At 39.9% G+C, this 17876-nt stretch carries 15 protein-coding genes; 13 read left to right on the top strand and 2 right to left on the bottom strand.

The annotated features are described in order from the left end of the window. Positions 1-143: 143 nt before the first annotated feature. From xylB to COJ96_RS22675, 3 genes are read left to right on the top strand one after another with little or no spacing between them, the layout of a single operon-like run. Complete coding sequence (gene xylB, locus COJ96_RS22685) at positions 144-1643, top strand: xylulokinase (protein WP_098576049.1); 1500 nt, start codon at positions 144-146, stop codon at positions 1641-1643. Positions 1644-1691: 48 nt separating this feature from the next. Continuing rightward, positions 1692-2675 carry an aldo/keto reductase gene (locus tag COJ96_RS22680; protein WP_098576048.1) on the top strand — a complete coding sequence of 328 codons (984 nt, stop codon included), beginning with the start codon at positions 1692-1694 and terminating at the stop codon, positions 2673-2675. Positions 2676-2688: 13 nt separating this feature from the next. After that, positions 2689-3291, top strand: coding sequence for a polysaccharide deacetylase family protein (locus tag COJ96_RS22675; protein WP_098576047.1), 603 nt, complete (start codon positions 2689-2691; stop codon positions 3289-3291). 64 nt (positions 3292-3355) lie between these two features. Here COJ96_RS22675 and COJ96_RS22670 read toward each other — a convergent pair whose 3' ends face one another. Next, positions 3356-3970 (bottom strand): YesL family protein, encoded by a 615-nt coding sequence (locus COJ96_RS22670; RefSeq protein ID WP_098576046.1) that lies wholly within the window; start codon positions 3968-3970, stop codon positions 3356-3358. 173 nt (positions 3971-4143) lie between these two features. Here COJ96_RS22670 and COJ96_RS22665 point away from each other — a divergent pair, with 173 nt between their 5' ends. The 5 genes from COJ96_RS22665 to COJ96_RS22645 all read left to right on the top strand — a co-directional run bounded on the left by COJ96_RS22665 (position 4144) and on the right by COJ96_RS22645 (position 9979). Then, on the top strand, positions 4144-5922 hold the full coding sequence (locus tag COJ96_RS22665; RefSeq protein ID WP_098576045.1) for a sensor histidine kinase: 1779 nt from the start codon (positions 4144-4146) through the stop codon (positions 5920-5922). Beyond that, positions 5888-6676, top strand: coding sequence for a response regulator transcription factor (locus tag COJ96_RS22660; protein ID WP_373561736.1), 789 nt, complete (start codon positions 5888-5890; stop codon positions 6674-6676). The genes COJ96_RS22665 and COJ96_RS22660 overlap by 35 nt, the downstream gene beginning before the upstream one ends. 136 nt (positions 6677-6812) lie before the next feature. Beyond that, positions 6813-8102: an extracellular solute-binding protein gene (locus COJ96_RS22655; protein ID WP_098576162.1), complete on the top strand. Its 1290-nt coding sequence runs from the start codon at positions 6813-6815 to the stop codon at positions 8100-8102. 90 nt (positions 8103-8192) lie between these two features. After that, complete coding sequence (locus tag COJ96_RS22650) at positions 8193-9068, top strand: carbohydrate ABC transporter permease (RefSeq protein ID WP_098576044.1); 876 nt, start codon at positions 8193-8195, stop codon at positions 9066-9068. A gap of 17 nt (positions 9069-9085) precedes the next feature. Then, positions 9086-9979: a carbohydrate ABC transporter permease gene (locus tag COJ96_RS22645; protein WP_098576043.1), complete on the top strand. Its 894-nt coding sequence runs from the start codon at positions 9086-9088 to the stop codon at positions 9977-9979. A 473-nt stretch (positions 9980-10452) separates the two neighbouring features. On the opposite strand, the gene COJ96_RS22640 is transcribed toward COJ96_RS22645, so the two are convergent. Then, a complete protein-coding gene (locus COJ96_RS22640) occupies positions 10453-11346 on the bottom strand; it encodes a LysR family transcriptional regulator (RefSeq protein WP_098576042.1) in 894 nt (297 codons plus the stop codon). A 131-nt stretch (positions 11347-11477) separates the two neighbouring features. Here COJ96_RS22640 and COJ96_RS22635 point away from each other — a divergent pair, with 131 nt between their 5' ends. The 5 genes from COJ96_RS22635 to COJ96_RS22615 all read left to right on the top strand — a co-directional run bounded on the left by COJ96_RS22635 (position 11478) and on the right by COJ96_RS22615 (position 17867). Beyond that, on the top strand, positions 11478-12524 hold the full coding sequence (locus tag COJ96_RS22635) for a YeiH family protein (RefSeq protein ID WP_098576041.1): 1047 nt from the start codon (positions 11478-11480) through the stop codon (positions 12522-12524). Between the two features lie 412 nt (positions 12525-12936). Then, the gene (locus COJ96_RS22630) at positions 12937-13722 is read left to right on the top strand and encodes a sulfite exporter TauE/SafE family protein (RefSeq protein WP_098576040.1); all 786 of its coding nucleotides are present in this window, start codon (positions 12937-12939) and stop codon (positions 13720-13722) included. A gap of 34 nt (positions 13723-13756) precedes the next feature. Beyond that, positions 13757-14965, top strand: a complete 1209-nt coding sequence (locus COJ96_RS22625; RefSeq protein ID WP_098576039.1) for an NAD(P)/FAD-dependent oxidoreductase — start codon at positions 13757-13759, stop codon at positions 14963-14965. Between the two features lie 56 nt (positions 14966-15021). After that, entirely contained in the window at positions 15022-16452 is a 1431-nt protein-coding gene (locus COJ96_RS22620; RefSeq protein ID WP_098576038.1) for an MBL fold metallo-hydrolase, read from the top strand. 230 nt (positions 16453-16682) lie between these two features. Beyond that, positions 16683-17867, top strand: a complete 1185-nt coding sequence (locus tag COJ96_RS22615) for a MalY/PatB family protein (RefSeq protein ID WP_098576037.1) — start codon at positions 16683-16685, stop codon at positions 17865-17867. Positions 17868-17876: the final 9 nt, after the last annotated feature.

Raw genomic sequence — 17876 nt, 5'->3', positions numbered from 1 at the left:
AAGACTCCTGCGGGAGNNCAGGGGAGACCCCGCAGGCGCTGAAAGCGCCGAGGAGGCTCCCCGCAACGCCCGCGGAAAGCAAAGCGCCTGGAACGGAAATCAACAGACCAGTTTAACACAGCTATAAGGAAAGGATGATCCGGATGAAATACGTAATTGGTGTTGATCTTGGAACGAGTGCCGTAAAGATATTACTTGTCAATCAACATGGTGAAGTTTGCAAAGAAGTGTCTAAATCATATCCTCTTATTATTGAAAAATCAGGCTATAGCGAACAAGACCCGGAAGAATGGGTAGACAAAACCTCGGCAGGATTAGCAGAGCTTATTGAACAATTCGATGGAGACATAAACGATATCGAGGGCATCTCTTTCTCTGGGCAGATGCATGGCCTTGTTTTATTAGATGAAAACAACCAAGTACTAAGAAATGCCATTCTATGGAATGACACAAGGACGAGTAAACAATGCCAGGAGATTTACGAAGTTGTTGGCAGTCAGCGTTTATTAGAAGTAACGAAAAACCCTGCGCTTGAGGGCTTTACTTTACCTAAGATCCTCTGGGTAAAAGAAAACGAACCTGAAGTATTTGAACGGGCCAGCGTATTCTTGCTTCCAAAGGATTATTTGCGTTACCGAATGACTGGAAATATCCATATGGAGTACTCTGATGCCGCAGGGACTTTATTGTTAAATGTAGCCAATCGTAATTGGAGCAATGAATTAATTGAAACGTTCGGTTTAACCGCTGATTTCTGCCCTCCACTGGTAGAATCACATGCATTTGTGGGTAGGGTTAAAGCTGAATTTGCCCAAGAAACGGGATTGTCTGATGCGGTAAAAGTTTTCGCAGGTGGAGCGGACAATGCCTGCGGTGCAATTGGTTCAGGGATTTTGGCGGAAGGTAAAACCTTATGCAGTATCGGTACTTCTGGCGTTGTTCTTTCCTATGAAGAACGAAATGACCTCGATTTTGAGGGGAAGGTTCATTATTTTAATCACGGTGAAGAAAATGCTTACTATACGATGGGAGTAACGCTTGCAGCCGGCTATAGTTTAAGCTGGTTTAAAGATACGTTTGCTAAGGAAGAGGCATTTGAACAGTTATTAGCAGGTGTGGAAGAAGTACCGGCAGGAAGCAATGGTTTATTATTTACTCCTTATCTTGTAGGGGAAAGAACACCGCATGCGGATTCAACCATTCGCGGCAGTTTTATAGGTGTCGATGCTTCCCATGAGCGTAAGCACTTTGCCCGTGCAGTGCTTGAAGGTATTACCTTCTCCTTACATGAATCGATTGAGATTTTTAGAAGCAGCGGTAAGACGATTGATTCTATTATTTCTATTGGCGGCGGAGCGAAAAATGACACATGGCTGCAAATGCAGGCAGATATTTTTAACGCAAAAATTGAAAAGCTTACAAGCGAGCAAGGTCCTGGAATGGGGGCAGCGATGTTAGCTGCTTACGGCTGCGGCTGGTATCCTTCCCTAAAAGAATGTGCGCAAGAATTTATTCAAACTTCAAAAACCTATACTCCGATTCAGGAAAATGTGGAAGCATATAAAAAGCTATTTACCATTTATCAACATGTTTATCCACAAACAAAGGAATTGAATGAGCAATTAAGAGAGTTTAGAAAGTAACGGAGAGCTGGCCTGGGTCAGCTCTCTTTATAAAGGAGTGATTAAAAAATGAATTATCGTGAATTAGGTAATACAGGAATCATGATTAGTGAGGTTAGTTTTGGCACATGGGCAATCGGTGGTGCTTGGGGGAAAACAAATGACACAGAAGCACTGAAATCTTTGGAATATGCCATTGACCAGGGGGTTAATTTTTTTGATACGGCCGATGTATATGGGGACGGTCATAGTGAAGAGTTACTGGCCAAAGCCACAAAAGGCAGGGAAGACCAGATTTATGTCGCAACAAAGTTCTGCCGTCAGGGTGATATTCATGATCCAAAAAATTATAGCTATGAAAAAGTTAGTGCCTATTGTGAAGATAGCCTTCGCCGTTTGAATAGAGAGGCGATTGATTTGTATCAAATTCACTGCCCGGCAACGGAGATTTTAAAAGATGGCAGTGTTTTTGAAGTACTGGATCGGCTAAAGCAGGAAGGAAAAATCCGTCAATATGGAGTTAGTGTGGAAACCGTTGAAGAAGGGTTAATTTGTTTGGAATATCCAAATGTTAAGAGCCTGCAAATCATCTTTAATATGTTCCGCCAAAAGCCATTAGAGAAATTAATCCCGGAGGCTTATCAAAAAGGGGCAGGGCTTCTTGTTAGATTACCGCTTGCCAGCGGTCTGCTTACTGGTAAGTTTACGGCCGAGCATGTTTTTGAAGCCGATGACCACCGCCATTTTAATGAAAATGGGGAGGCTTTTAATGTAGGAGAAACCTTTGCAGGCCTTGGATTCCGAAAGGGAGTAGAATTAGCTGATCAGTTAAGGTGGATTGGCGAAGGCAGGAAATCGATGGCAAGTGCGGCACTGCGCTGGATTTTAGACCAAAAAGAAATTACTTGTATTATTCCTGGGTTTAAAAATGTGAAACAGGTCGAGGACAATCTCTCAGCACTTGAGACAAAACCTTTTTCAGAAGATGAAATGCAAGAGATTGAACGTTTCTATCAGGAAAAAGTAAAGGGTCATATTAGAGGTCCGTATTGAGGGGTTGTTCATTATGATTCACGCTGTTCCTACATCGCGTAAGGCAGTGGCAATTACGTTTGATGATGGGCCCAATCCCATCTACACACCACAAGTATTAGAGATATTTTCGGAGGCAGCTGGGAAAGCTACCTTCTTTATGATTGGTGATCAAATGAAGAAAAATCCTGAGGTGGTAAAACAAGTGGCTGCCCTAGGACATGAAATCGGAAATCATACGTTTACCCACCCGAAATTATCTCTGTTAAGCACTGCCGAATGTTTAGAGGAAATCGAACAAAATGAGGTATTAATAAAGGAGCTGACCGGACGAAAGCCAGTTGTCTTCCGGCCTCCTTACCTCGATTATAATCAGGACACAGTTTCATTACTCATGCAGAAGGGATATCCGATGATTGGTGCAATAAATTTAGAGGCACAGGACTGGGAACAGCCCGGTGTGATGCATATCCTGGAAAAATCAAGAGAAGGGATCAAAAATGGCAGTATTTTCATTTTTCATGATGGCTATGGGGACCGTTCAGAAACGATAGAAGCAGTTCGAATGCTAGTTACCGAGTTGACATTACAAGGCTATCAACTTGTAACGGTGAGTGAACTATTAAAATTAGCATAAAAAGAGGAAGCACATTAAGAGTTTGTGCTTCCTCTTGCTACTTCAGTTTCTAATCGTATGAGTGTTAAGCTGCGGCCTGCCCTTTTTTCTTTTCGATTTTTTGAAAGGCTAGATAACAGGATGCCATGATGATTCCCGCCGTAATGCTCCCGCCAAAGATAAACCATAGTGCGGGTATAAACCTCATGACAAAGATTGCAGCGATAAATCCAATAATCATTATCATGTTAGGAACCGGATTCACTATCATGATGAAGAAAGCGTTTTTAAACATCTGGCTAAATTTCACTTCATAGTGAACGTAAACGGGGAATATATACAATACCGTCATAATCATCGCGAAAATAATTAAGTATAAAGGAATTTGAATGCTTGTACCGATTTTGATATAGTTCAAATCAATATAAATAATACTGGCTAATATAGTGAGAGCCAATCCTAATCCATTACTTCTAAGAAACTCTTTTTTATAGGTGCTCCAAAAGGTTTGAAACACTGGGATATCACTTTCACCCATAATCCATTTCCGAATAACCGTAAACATCGCAGTGGTTGCAGGGCTAATTCCAAACAACCCGAGTCCAAGGAGAGAGCAGCCAATCCATAATAGATTCACATAGGCGAATTTAGTGATCCACTCGGTAAGGGTATAAAGTCCACTCATAGATAGCTTATTCATAAAAAGTCCCCTTCTGATGATGCTTAGTTTTATACAATTATAGACCATTGAAGCTATATTGAACATGACCAACTTTTAAAAAAATTGACATATCTTTGATTTTTAAACTAATTTAACAGAATTTTACAATTTTTCTATATAGCAGGTAAAAACTATCCTAGAAGGGCGATTATATGTTCTCAAGATTACAAAAATGGAACACATTACGAAATCAAATACTCGTCGTATTTTTAGTCGTTATGGTAATTGTTTTATTGATTGTCGGACTGTTAACTTTTAATAAAGTGTCCACGTTGCTTAAAAATAATGCCGAAAAACAAATTCAACAGACAGCAGTAGAGGCAAATGGAAGATTAGAATCTTTGTATAAACAAATTAACATGGCTTCGAAGCTAGTCATGACGAATGATACGATTCAACGGACCTTAACTAAGGCATATGGAGGGAACCCTATTTCTTTTGCCGAACGCCAGCAATTAAAAGGAATTGTGAATACCATTCAAGCTAATACAGAGGGGATTTTTTCCTTTGAACTTTATACCAATATGATGAACAGTTTAGTTCCAATAGATGATACGAATCTAGTCACTAGGATTGACGGGAAGTGGATCCAGCAGGCTGATAGCGCGCATGGACGACTGGTTTGGATTGGTGATGATCCGCGTAACTCAGATAACATCCTTGCCTTAAGACGCGTGAATTTAATGGGGCATGACTACGCAAATGGCGGATATCTGCTCATTAGTATTTATCGAAATTATCTACAGTTTGTGGACCAAGACGAAACCAATATTGAAAACCAGTACTCTATATTATTAGATCAAAATTCAAAGGTGATTCTATCAAACTACCAAAAATCTCTTAAACCAATTTTAAACAATGAAGCTCCGACTCTTTCACTGAATAATCAGGAGTATATGATGACAAAACAAACGTCTTATCAAACCGGGTGGACAATGGTCATCTTAACCCCTGTTAAGGCTCTTACAAAAGGAATAAGTGTATTACGTTCGGGAATAGTTATATCTGGGATTATTGGCTTCGTTATCTTTTTGATTAGTTCGCTCTTTTTATCCACTTTTATTACAAGGCCGATTATTAAATTAACGAAAACGATGCAGCAGGCAAGCGCAGGTTCATTAACGATGAACCCAAGCGTTACCACGGTAAACGAAATTAATGAATTAAATAGTACTTATAACCAACTGGTGAAAGAAACCAATCATCTGATTAAAATGGTATATCAAAAGGAAATTACCCGAAGTCGGAGTGAATTAAAAGCATTACAAGCGCAAATTAATCCTCATTTTCTGTTTAATACATTGGACGCCCTTAAGTGGACGCTAGAGGATAAAGATGAGGAAGAACTGGCAGAGTTTGTCGTTGCCATGTCCAATTTATTCCGTTATACGATCACCAAGCAAAACGATGGAGATTGGGTTTCTATAAAGGACGAAATCCAACATATTGAAGACTATATGGAAATTATGAAGATGCGTTTCGGAGATCACTTAAAATGGAATTTACACATGCCTGTTGAAACAGGGCACGTGAAAATTCCAAAACTGTTGATTCAGCCGTTAGTTGAAAATGCAGTTCTCCATGGAGCAGGAAATACGATGAAACCATGTACGATATCGGTTACCATACAACCAACGGCGGATCAAGATTATTTGCAAATACTTGTAGTGGATGACGGCCCAGGTATTAATCAAGAAAAATTAGACTCTATTAAACAGGCTATTCAATCAGGCGGGATCATCTCTAAAAACGGTAACGGAATGGCGATTTCCAATGTACACAAACGTTTAGAATTATACTATCCTGATCGTCTAAAAAGTGGACTTGCCATTATCAGTGAAGTAAACATTGGAACAACGGTTTCATTTGTCATACCGGTAAAGGGGGAGGAAGACCATGTTGAATTCAAAGGCAATTTTGATCGTAGATGATGAACCAAGAACCCGCCAAGGATTAAAGAAAACATTGGATACTTGGGCAAATGGACAATATAAAATAAATACAGCTTCGAATGGAGATGAAGCTATTGAACTGATGAAGCAACATAAAGTGCATATTCTCATCACAGATATCCACATGCCCGAAATAACGGGTTTACAATTATTAAAAATCGCCAAAGAACAAAATATATCCCCTGTCATCATTGTGATTTCGGCATATTCTGAGTTTGAATATGCCCAGGAAGCCCTTCGTTTAGGTGTTATTAACTATTTACTAAAACCCATTAGTAAAAAAGCGTTAATAGAGGCCGTGGAGGAAGCGGTTCAAACGGTGGAGAAAAAGGAACGGGCCGGATTGATTGAGAAAGTGGTGGATACGAAACTCGTTGCTGCGAATGCCCAAATTCCTTCTAATCGTGAACCTGTCAGGGAAGCGATAGATTATATCAACAACCATTTAAAAAATGAGCTATCCCAAAAGGAAGTTGCCGATCATGTTCATTTAAATCCGAGTTATTTAAGTGTCCTATTTAAAGAACATGTCAAATTAACCTTCAGTGAATATGTAACCCGGCGAAGAATCCAGCGAGCAAAGGAACTATTGGTATCTACTAATCTTCCCATTAACGATATTGCAGAAGAATCCGGGTATAAAACGGCAAAATATTTTATTAAGATCTTTAAAGAACTAGAGGGAATGACACCAAGTGCATACCGAAAGGATAATAATGAAAAGGCTTTCTAAAAATAGTAGTATTTTTCCTAATCGTTGTGACCTATTTTTCAGAACTGTCTGAATGTAGACTATAAGTGTAAGGAATATCTAGAAAAGGTCATAGGGGGGAATCACATTGTTAAAAAAGAAAACGGTTGCAATATTTATGTCTGTAATCATGCTTGTCTCTCTAGTGCTTGCGGGTTGCTCTTCCTCAAGTTCATCCAAGGAAAGCAGTTCAGATGACAAAAAAGTTATTAAATTCATGCATTTATGGCCGGAAGGCAGCTCGAATGCTCAATTCTCCATAGTAAAAGACATCATTAGTGAATATGAAAAAGATCATAATGTAAAAATTGAAACAGAAATTTTAAATCCTGATCAATACAGAGAAAAGCTTAAGGTGTTAGCTTCATCTAATGAGCTTCCTGATATTGGGATGACTTGGTCAGATGGGTTCATTAAGCCTTATGTAGAAGGTAATATGTTAGCACCGCTAGATGATATCGTAAGCGGAGATGCAGATCTTAAAGATGCATTTATCCCAGGTGTTAAAGAATCATATGCAGTGGACGGAAAAACATATGGTCTTCCACTAGAATTAAATATTTCCTACGTGTTCTACAACAAAGAAATTTTCAAAAAATATAATCTCGAAGTTCCAAAGACTTTCTCCGAGTATAAACATGTTGTGAAAACTTTAGCAGAAAATGGTGTGATTCCTGCGACGGTTGGTGCAAAAGACGGCTGGCCAGCATCTTTCTGGTTTATGTATCTAGCTGACCGGATTGGCGGATCTACCATTCTAACAGATGTAATAAAAGGGAAAGCAAAAATGGATGATCCGGCTATCGTAAAAGCAGCTGAAGAGGTACAAAACCTAGTTGATATGGGTGGTTTTGTTAAAGGCGCGAGCGCATTATCAAATGACGATGCTAAAGGATATTTCATGAACGAACAAGCAGCGATGTTCTTAACAGCTACATGGGAGTTACCGAACTACACAACAAGCCCAGATGTTAAGCAAGAATTTAAAGATAAGATTGGCTATTTCAAGTTCCCAACTTATGAAGGCGGAAAAGGGACAAGCATCAACAGCTATGTAGGCGGACCTGGAGTTGGTCTATTCGTAGCTAAAGATTCTAAAGTTCAAAAGGAAGCAAAAGATTTTGTGGGCTATCTTGTGAAGAGATGGGGAGAAAAATCAGTTACCGATGCTGGTGTGATTCCTGCAACGAAAGTAGACACATCTAAGCTGGACCTTGCACCAATGTACATTGATATCTTGAAAGATTTAAGTGAAGCATCAAACGTAACAACTTATTTTGATACTCAAGCAAGCCCGGCTGTAGCAGAATTACACCACGATTTAATGACAGCTCTATTCGGAAAACAAGTGACACCGAAGGATTTTGTTAAACAGCATGCGGATGAACTTGCTAAAGAGAAAAAGTAAAAATTGGCCTAATAAATCCAAATGAAGGGGGCATACAGGTTATGCCCCCTATCATTTTAACTTCTTTTCAAATTAGAAAGGAGTATTCAGATGAGAAGTGTAATGTCAAATAAATGGGTAATCAGCCTGTATGTACTTCCTGCCTTAATTCTTATTCTCTTATTAATCTATATCCCAATTGTCTTAACTGGATATTATGGTTTGATGGACTGGAACGGCATCGGAAAGATGAAGTTTATTGGTTTAGAAAATTACATTGAATTAACAAAGGACACAAAGTTTTGGCAAAGTGCATGGCATTCCCTGTTACTCGGTCTTTTTTCAACTTTAAGCTTGGTGGGTTATTTAATTTTATCCTTGATTTTAGCAAGTAAAATCAAAGGTGCTAACTTTTTAAGAAAAATCTACTTAATCCCGATGTTATTATCTTCAGTAGCAATCGGACAGCTTTGGGCGAAGATTTTTGACCCAACGAACGGTATGCTTAACAGATTGCTAGTGTTGGTTGGCGTTGAAAATCCTCCGCTTTGGCTAGCGGATTCTAAAATAGTATTATTTGCGCTATTCCTTCCAATCGTTTGGCAATTTGCAGGTTTTTACATCATTATTTTCTATGCAGCATTAAAAAATGTTCCCGAAGAACTGATCGAAGCGGCAAAAATAGATGGGGCAACTCCGATTCAAATTGCTTATAAAATTAAGGTTCCTCTTATTGCAGGTGTCATAAAAGTCATGGTGATCCTAGCCATTGTCGGTTCGTTAAAATACTTTGACTTGATTTTCGTCTTAACCGGAGGCGGTCCTAACGGAGCGAGTGAGGTAATGGCATCTTACATGTATACAGAAGCATTTAGTAAATATAACTTCGGTTACGGAAGTGCGATTGGATTCGGTTTATTGATCATCTGTCTTGTGGCAACATGGCTAATTCAAAAATTACTTAATACAAAAGATGTTGACTATTAAAAAGGGGAGTGAAAAGGATGAGTAAGGTTGCAGTTGAAATACAAAAAACGACCCTATCAGCTTCTTATAAAACCAGTAAATCACTAGGAAACAAAATTGGATACGGAATCTTGTACTTCGTCCTGGCGGTCATTGCAATTATTCAGGTTTATCCGCTGGTATGGCTATTCCTGTTTTCCTTAAAGACCAATCAAGAGGTTTTTGGGATGTCACCGTTTGCGCTTCCACAAGCTCCCCAATGGGGAAACTATGTAAAGGCTTGGACAGCGGGTCACATCGATGTTTACTTCTTTAACAGTGTGTTGTATACGGTGGCAGCGGTCGTACTTACTGTTATTCTTGCGAGTTTTGTAACGTTCGCGATCACAAGAATGGAATGGAAATTAAGTGGATTAGTTCTAGGTTTGTTTATGGCCGGATATATGATTCCACTTCATTCCACCTTAATTCCATTATTTAATTTCTTTAAAACGGCCAATATGATTGATAATCCAATGTCCGTGATCCTATCGTATGTAGCCTTTAACTTGCCGATTACGATTATGATTCTATCAGGATTTTACAGGACAATCCCAAGAGAGATAGAAGAGGCAGCGGTTGTGGACGGCTGTTCGATCCACCGAATCTTCTTCCAAATTACACTTCCAATGACAGTACCTGTTCTCTCTACTACTGTCATTATCAACATGATTTACAACTGGAATGAATTCGTATTTGTTAACACATTCCTAAGCTCTGATAAATGGAAAACCATCACTGTTGGGGTAAACAACTTCGTAGGGCAATATTTGACTGACTGGGGTGCGATTGGTGCAACGCTAATGATCAGTATTATCCCAGTATTGATTGCGTACTTTATTTTAAGTGACCGTATTGTAGAGGGGATTGCTGCAGGGTCTGTAAAAGGGTAATAGTTGGAACAAAGGGGAAGGGTTCGTTTTGAGGCGCTTTTCTTAAAATACGTGCTGAAATAACAGTTGTATTGGTATATAAAAAGTAAAACTCGCCATATTAATTAATTGGCGAGTTTCTTTATTTGGAATACCAAAACCTTATTTAAATAAAACCTCACCTTAATGCATGAAAACAACTCACTTCATATTAAATGAGATGTCTTGTCTCTCGAGTAACAAGCAAAAAAGTAAAATAAGCGAAGATTTTCCGGTTAAGTGCAGTATGGAGCTCGTTTTCGGGGTAAATAAGCGGAGGTTTTCCGGTTATGCAAAGCAGAATCTCCCATTTGCGAACTTTTCAGGCCAATAGGCGGAATCTCTCCGACTATTTAAGCGTTTTTTAATAGTTTTTATTAATTAAGCGGAATCTTTCCGTCTATTTCATAGATCGGGTACAAACCTGATAATGAACCTAAACTGCAACCACTTCATCAATCAGGTATGGCCTTATTACTGTCTCTTACTAGTTCTAAAAATACGCTTAACGCTTTAGTCTGGAATGGGGATCGTAAGACAATTGAAAATTTCCGTTTAATTGGAAGTTGTTTTACGTTTATGACATGTAAGGAGCCCATTGAACATTCCTTACGAATCGCCCAGTAAGAAAGTAGACTAACACCAAGACCTGCTTCTACAGATTCCTTAATTAGTTGTGTACTTCCAAACTCCAATGATTTTTTCGGAATGACTTCAGATAATCTGAACATTTTCTCAGTCACTTCTCTAGTTCCAGAACCATTTTCCCTGACAATCCACGTTTCTTCCTCTAATTCTGATATGTTAATTTCACCATTTTTTTGTGCCAAGCAATGTTTTGGCGATGCCACCAGATACATGGAATCTTCTGCAAAAGGTTCGATTACTAAATTTTTATCTTTGAAATCCCCTTCGACAATTCCCACATCTAATTGGTGCTCCAAAACTAATTTTGCTATCTCTTTTGTATTCCCGATCGTAATGGTTGGAGTGATTAATGGATATTTCCTGTGCATTTTTGCAATAACATGCGGCAAAACGTATTCTCCATATGTATAACTGGCACCAATTGAAAGCGGTCCACTCGACTTGTTGGTTAGATCATCTATTAAGTAATGCATTTTTGTGTAGAGACCTAATATCTCTTTTGCATGATGATAGACAATTTCCCCAGCTTTATTTAAGCGTACAAATTTATTACTGCGCTCTAACAATTTTGTCCCCATGGTACGCTCAAAAGATTGAATATATTGGCTTACTGCAGGTTGAGTCATATGTAATTCTTCTGCTGCACGTGAAAAGTTTTCCATCTCAACTACCGTTACGAAGACTTGTAACTGTTGATCCATTTTTATCCCCCCTTTTTCCGTTTATTTTTTATTATATAGTTTTACTTATGATAAGTATCATAAATAATTATTTTTCTTATGCATGGAAAAGGTTTAGTCTGAGATTGTAAATAAATATAGGTGGTGATGGTATGGAAGCGCAATACACTAGAGTAAATAAAGAGCCTATCCAGCCCCTAAAGAAAACCACGTCTTTTGGCCAATGGATCGGTGGAATTGGCTTTACCTTTATGATTGCCTTACTGGGCTACTTATTGGCAAAAACGCCTGGATTTGATCATGTTGGTCAACTAGCATCCGCGATTGTGATCGCAGTCATGTATCGGCAATTTTTTGGTTACCCTGAACTCCTCCGTTCAGGTATAGGATTTTCTTCAAAAAGATTATTACGGTTTGCGATTATTTTGTATGGACTTAAGCTCAATATAGGTATGGTTTTACAGGATGGTTTAGGATTACTGGTTCGAGATACTGGGGTTATTATCTTTGCTATCTTGGTAACATTAGGGCTAGCTCGATTGTTGAAAGCAGATAAAAATATATCACTTCTACTTGGAATAGGTACAGGGGTGTGTGGTGCGGCAGCCATAGCTGCGATAGCACCAATTATTAAATCAAAAGATGAAGATACCGCAATGGGTGTTGGTATCATAGCTTTAGTTGGGACGATTTTTGCGATTTCTTATACGATATTACGGCCCTTTCTAGCGTTGTCAGACATAGATTATGGCATTTGGTCAGGAATTAGCTTACATGAAATTGCGCACGTAGCCTTAGCTGCAGCACCAGGGGGACAAGATGCGCTGGCTATTGGTTTACTTGCAAAATTAGGTCGAGTGTTTTTACTTGTTCCACTGTGCTTTCTTTTGATGTACATCATGAAAAGGAAAAGCTCTAGGGACGAATGTTCTGAAACGAAGGTTGAATTTCCATGGTTTTTAATAGGGTTCATTATCATGAGCATTATTGGAAGTTATGTTCTTGGTACAACTATTCCAGTATCAAGTGAATTTATGAATGGTATTTCCAAGCTTACTACCTGGTATTTAACAGCAGCAATGGTTGGACTTGGATTAAATGTAAGTCTTCGGGATCTTCGTACGAAAGCATTAAAACCGTTAATCGCGATGGGGATTACATCTATCTGTCTTTCCATTCTAGCTTACTTTATTGTATAGGGGAATTTAGGGCCAGTTAGCTTTAATATTGATAATGTAAAAGGCTTGAGGACAAAAATTTTTCTCAAGCTTTTTTTATTTCTAGTTAATTAACTTGATCGGTAAATGGTGCTATCCCTATCAGAGGTAACACAATAACATGTTCATGTATTTCAGTTATTCGAAATCTAAAAAAGGTTTATCACAGATGCAAAACGGGTTCCTAGTCCTAGGAAGAAGCTGAGCTTGATGGTAAAGGATTTTTTAAAATGAATGATTCAAAATTGAGAATTTTCAAAGATCGGGGTGCGCAAATCAAGCAGTTTTACAGAAGAAATCAGTTGGCATGGTTCTTGCATTATAAATGATAAGTAAATAGAGAAGGGAGGGAGGAGATGAATTACCAGCTGCTCTGTGAGAGTCTCAGAAAAGAATGACAACAATTCAAGTATTCCTTTCCATTTTTTCTGGAACGATTGTTGGATTCGTACTTGGTTTACTTGGTGGAGGTGGATCTATTCTTGCCGTTCCTCTTTTGCTTTACGTTGTCGGTATGAAAGATCCTCATGTGGTCATTGGCACGACAGCATTAGCTGTAGCGATAAATGCCTACGTAAACCTTATTCCACACTCACGTGCCGGTAATGTGCAGTGGAAGGCAGCAATTGTTTTCGCCATCCCTGGTGCCCTGAGTGCATATACAGGATCAATGATTGGAAAGTTGGTACCTGGGAAACAGTTGTTGTTTCTTTTTGCCATTCTGATGATTGTTATGGCTGTAAAAATGGTTTTGCCAAAAAAAGAGGAGAGTAGCCAAGCAGACAATGTTAAAAATCAAATCAAAATGCCACAGTTGATCACCACGGCGATCTTGGTGGGATTGTTATCCGGATTTTTCGGGATTGGCGGAGGATTTTTGATTGTTCCTGGGTTGATTTTTGCGGCAAGAATGCCAATGATTGCGGCAATTGGAACTTCTTTGGTATCAGTGGGTACATTCGGACTTGCAACCGCGGTGAATTACAGTTTTTCCGGCCTCATAAACTGGTGGGTGATGTTGGCGTTTGTTGGAGGCGGAGTTGGCGGTGGATTGGTGGGGGCAAGGCTTGCGGCACGCTTAAGTAAGCAGCGGCGCACACTCCATTATATATTTTCCGGCGTCGTTATGTTCGTCGCCATTTACATGCTGATTATTAATGCGGAAGCCTTAGATTTGTGAGCTGCTTTACTAAAATGGAGATGAGGAAATAAAAATGCCAAAGGTGAAGAATGAGACACATTACAAAATTTTGATTATAGGTGGAGGGAGTGCTGGAATTACGGTTGCAGCCCGTCTCCTGCGTGAATCACGCAGCCTAAGTGGAAATATTGCCATCGTTGAACCCGCAGCAAAACATTATTATCAGCCATTATGGACGCTTGCCGGAGCTGGCGAAGCGGATAAAACGGTGACACAAAGGGAAGAAGCCTCCGTTATTCCGAGTGGAGCCGTGTGGGTGCAAGAGGCGGTTACAGAATTTCAACCAAATGAAAATGCGGTTGTAACAGCATCTGGAAAGAAACTGCACTATGAGTATCTAGTTGTTGCTGCAGGGATTCAAATTGATTGGCATAAAATCAAGGGGTTAAAAGAAAGTATGGGAAAGAATGGGGTATGTAGTAATTACTCTTATGACTATGTTGATAGCACGTGGGAAACGATTCGCAACTTCAAAGGAGGTACTTCCATCTTTACGAATCCGAATACTCCGGTGAAGTGTGGTGGAGCCCCTCAAAAAATCATGTATTTGGCGGATGATTATTTCAGAAAGTCAGGAGTGCGGCCACACTCTTCAGTTATTTTTGCTTCAGGAAGCCCAAGCATATTCAATGTAAAAAAATATGAACAGGCACTTAACAAAATAATAGAACGAAAAGAAATCGAGACATGGTTTATGCACAATCTCATTGAAATCGATGGTGAAAAAAAGCAAGCGACATTCGAAAATTTGAACACACAAGAACGTGTAAATATCCAATATGACATGATTCATGTGGTACCACCAATGAGCGCCCCTGACTTTATTAAGAATAGCCCGCTTGCGGCAAGTAATGGCTGGCTGAATGTAGACAAATATACGCTGAAGCATCCATGCTTTGACAATGTTTTTGGCATTGGGGACTGCACCAACCTGCCTACGTCGAAAACGGGGGCTGCGATTCGTAAACAAGCACCCGTTCTTGTGAAAAATTTACTTGATCAGATGGGGGCCAAACCATTGGTTCATCAATATGACGGTTATACATCATGCCCGCTTGTTACTGGATATGGACGGCTTATACTGGCTGAATTCAATTATGATTTACAGCCGCAAGAAACCTTCCCAATCAATCAGGCACGCGAGAGGTACAGCATGTATGTATTGAAGAAAAACTTCCTTCCCGTTATGTATTGGAAGGGAATGCTCAAAGGTAGGATGTAATCATGTTTCTGATGGTCATTACAAAACAAAAGAAGCGCTTAAAAGGAGGATGACTGATGTTACTCAAATACTTTTATGATGAGAAACTGGCTCAAGCTTCATACCTGGTCGGATGTCAGGAGACCGGAGAAGCGATCATTGTTGATCCATCACGCAATATAGAGCCTTACATAGAAACAGCAAGAGAACATGGTGTTCGGATTGTGGGGGTAACGGAAACACACATCCACGCAGACTTTTTGTCTGGTTCGCAGGAGCTAGCTTCCAGACTGGGAGCTACATTGTATTTTTCTGATGAAGGAGGACCGGACTGGAAATATGAGTACGCAACGGGGTATGATCACTTTTATCTTAGAAATGGAGATGTTTTTGCCATTGGAAATATCCAATTTGAGGTGATGCATACACCAGGACACACACCTGAACATATTTCGCTGCTTGTAACAGATGGCGGTGCATCTATTAAGGGCCCAATCGGCATATTTACCGGAGATTTTGTGTTTGTTGGTGACGTGGGGCGTCCCGATTTATTAGAAAAATCCGTGGGGGTACGAGGTTCCTCAGAAAAAATGGCAAGCATGATGTATCGGTCACTAAAGCAGTTTAAAAAGCTTCCTGACTATCTGCAAGTATGGCCAGGACATGGAGCGGGGAGTGCCTGTGGGAAAGCGTTAGGAGCAGTACCTTCTTCAACCATCGGCTATGAAAAACGGACAAATTGGGCATTGCAATATGAGAACGAGGATCGTTTTATAGAAGCGCTGTTGGCTGGACAGCCGGAGGCACCCCCTTATTTTTCAATGATGAAGCGGTTGAATAAAGAGGGGGCACAGCAAATTCAAGGGATGGCAGTACCGCTTCGTATGGAGGCTTCGGTCGATATTGTGCAGGAATGGGTGCAGCAAGGGATGGTCGTTGATACGCGTCCAGCCAGTGATTTTGCTGCAAAACATATACGAAGCGTGTTGAATATTCCGTATAATAAATCATTTGTAACTTGGGCGGGATGGTTACTGAATTATGATCAGCCAAGCTATCTTCTAGCAACCAATACAGATGTGGCAGATATCGTGAAGGATCTCCAGTCCATTGGATTGGATGGTATCGTTGCCACAATGGATCCGTGTGTGATGGAGCTGCTAGGTGAATCTGATACGCGTGGAATGAAATATGAAGAAGTGACATGGGATCAGGTAGAGGGAGCAATTCAAACGGAAGGCATATATGTACTTGATGTCCGAAGTAAAGCCGAGTGGGAAGACGGTCATATTCCGCAGGCGAAGCACGTGATGCTCGGTCATCTGCAGGAACAGGCACACACCATTGGGCATGGTAAACCCATTTTAGTTTATTGCAAAACTGGCGGAAGATCTGCTATCGCTGCAAGTATTCTGCAAGTTCATGGTTATAAAGACGTACAAAGTCTTGTGGGCGGATATGAGGAATGGAGAAAACAGGAAAAGCTGCGAACCACTAGAGATGTTTAATTGAAATCTTTGAATGTTATCATCTATGCGAAATATTTACCATATTTGCAAACTTTCCATGCCTATTATGAAAACGTTTATTAAACTAACATTCGCACTATTCGGAATTCAATTAAAAATTTTATAAAAATAAGGCGATTTTATAAGGGGAATAAGTTGGCATGAAAATTGCTTGTATAAATGACGTAATGAGTTTATGCATAAGCAAACATGAAAAGGAGAGATACTTCATGAAATATAATTTTGACCAAGAGATTTTTCGCCGGGGCACGGATTGTGAAAAATGGGATCATCTTAAAAATCAATTTGGCGAAAAGGATGTTATTCCGATGTGGGTGGCCGATATGGATTTCCAGTCTCCCCAACCTGTCATCGAAGCATTAAAACAGCGGGCAGAGCACGGTGTTTATGGCTACGGGCTTAGATCAGACTCGTATATGGAATCCATTGTTGACTGGATAAAAAGAAGACATCGATGGTCCGTTGAGAAAGAATGGATTACCCACAGCCCAGGTGTAATTCCGGCCTTATCGCTTGCGATTCAGTCCTTTACGAAGCCAGGAGATAAAATTATTATCCAACCGCCTGTATACCATCATTTTGCCCGTGTGATCCAAGCAGCCGGCCGTGAAATTGTCAGCAATCCGCTTATGCTTGAAAATGGGTGTTATTCCATGGATTTCGAGGACTTAGAGGCAAAGATAGATGCAAAGGTAAAAATGTTAATTCTGTGTAGTCCCCATAACCCCATCGGAAGGGTATGGAGTAAAGAAGAATTGACGAAGTTGGGACAGCTTTGTATAAAGCACAACATTCTCATTATAGCGGATGAAATTCATTTTGATTTTGTCTTTAAGACACATACTCACATTCCTTTTGCTTCTATTTCAGAAGAGTTTGCGAATCATTCCCTTTCCTGCATTGCGCCAAGCAAAACTTTTAACCTAATGGGTGTGCAGACGTCGAGTATTATTATTCCAAATCAGCAACTGCGTGATAGGTATAATCAGGAACTTCATACATTATCCATTGGCTCGCCAAACATATTTGGTGTTGTTGCGTTAGAGGCTGCTTACCGCTATGGAGAAGAATGGCTGGATCAGCTCCTAGAATATTTGCAGGAGAATCTGGAGTACACTCTAAATTACTTCCGCAACAACATCCCGCAAATCAAGGTCATCCAGCCAGAAGGCACATACCTTGTATGGCTGGATTGCCGAGAATTGTGTTTTTCAGTTAAAGAATTGGATGAATTTATGTTACAGAGGGCAAGAGTTGCAATGAACGGAGGTCACATTTTCGGTAGGGAAGGGGAAGGATTTATGAGGCTAAATATTGCTTGTCCGCGTTCGATGTTAAAAAATGCACTGGGTGGAATAGAAAACGCTGTCGCTTCTTTATGCAAGGTTCATTAAGTTATTTTT

The sequence above is a fragment of the Bacillus sp. AFS073361 genome (assembly GCF_002567005.1).
Taxonomy (GTDB): Bacteria; Bacillota; Bacilli; order Bacillales; family Cytobacillaceae; genus Neobacillus.
The sequence above is the reverse complement of the archived record's forward strand: the minus strand, read 5'-3'. Positions and strand labels throughout refer to the sequence as shown.

Excerpts from the sequence above, each read along its gene's own strand:
- COJ96_RS22680 (WP_098576048.1), top strand. The coding sequence starts at position 1,692 with ATGAATTATCGTGAATTAGGTAATACAGGAATCATGATTAGTGAGGTT.
- COJ96_RS22635 (WP_098576041.1), top strand. The coding sequence starts at position 11,478 with ATGGAAGCGCAATACACTAGAGTAAATAAAGAGCCTATCCAGCCCCTA.
- COJ96_RS22670 (WP_098576046.1), bottom strand. The coding sequence starts at position 3,970 with ATGAATAAGCTATCTATGAGTGGACTTTATACCCTTACCGAGTGGATC.
- COJ96_RS22655 (WP_098576162.1), top strand. The coding sequence starts at position 6,813 with ATGTCTGTAATCATGCTTGTCTCTCTAGTGCTTGCGGGTTGCTCTTCC.
- COJ96_RS22675 (WP_098576047.1), top strand. The coding sequence starts at position 2,689 with ATGATTCACGCTGTTCCTACATCGCGTAAGGCAGTGGCAATTACGTTT.
- COJ96_RS22640 (WP_098576042.1), bottom strand. The coding sequence starts at position 11,346 with ATGGATCAACAGTTACAAGTCTTCGTAACGGTAGTTGAGATGGAAAAC.
- COJ96_RS22665 (WP_098576045.1), top strand. The coding sequence starts at position 4,144 with ATGTTCTCAAGATTACAAAAATGGAACACATTACGAAATCAAATACTC.
- COJ96_RS22620 (WP_098576038.1), top strand. The coding sequence starts at position 15,022 with ATGTTACTCAAATACTTTTATGATGAGAAACTGGCTCAAGCTTCATAC.
- COJ96_RS22615 (WP_098576037.1), top strand. The coding sequence starts at position 16,683 with ATGAAATATAATTTTGACCAAGAGATTTTTCGCCGGGGCACGGATTGT.
- COJ96_RS22630 (WP_098576040.1), top strand. The coding sequence starts at position 12,937 with ATGACAACAATTCAAGTATTCCTTTCCATTTTTTCTGGAACGATTGTT.
- xylB (WP_098576049.1), top strand. The coding sequence starts at position 144 with ATGAAATACGTAATTGGTGTTGATCTTGGAACGAGTGCCGTAAAGATA.
- COJ96_RS22645 (WP_098576043.1), top strand. The coding sequence starts at position 9,086 with ATGAGTAAGGTTGCAGTTGAAATACAAAAAACGACCCTATCAGCTTCT.
- COJ96_RS22650 (WP_098576044.1), top strand. The coding sequence starts at position 8,193 with ATGAGAAGTGTAATGTCAAATAAATGGGTAATCAGCCTGTATGTACTT.
- COJ96_RS22660 (WP_373561736.1), top strand. The coding sequence starts at position 5,888 with ATGTTGAATTCAAAGGCAATTTTGATCGTAGATGATGAACCAAGAACC.
- COJ96_RS22625 (WP_098576039.1), top strand. The coding sequence starts at position 13,757 with ATGCCAAAGGTGAAGAATGAGACACATTACAAAATTTTGATTATAGGT.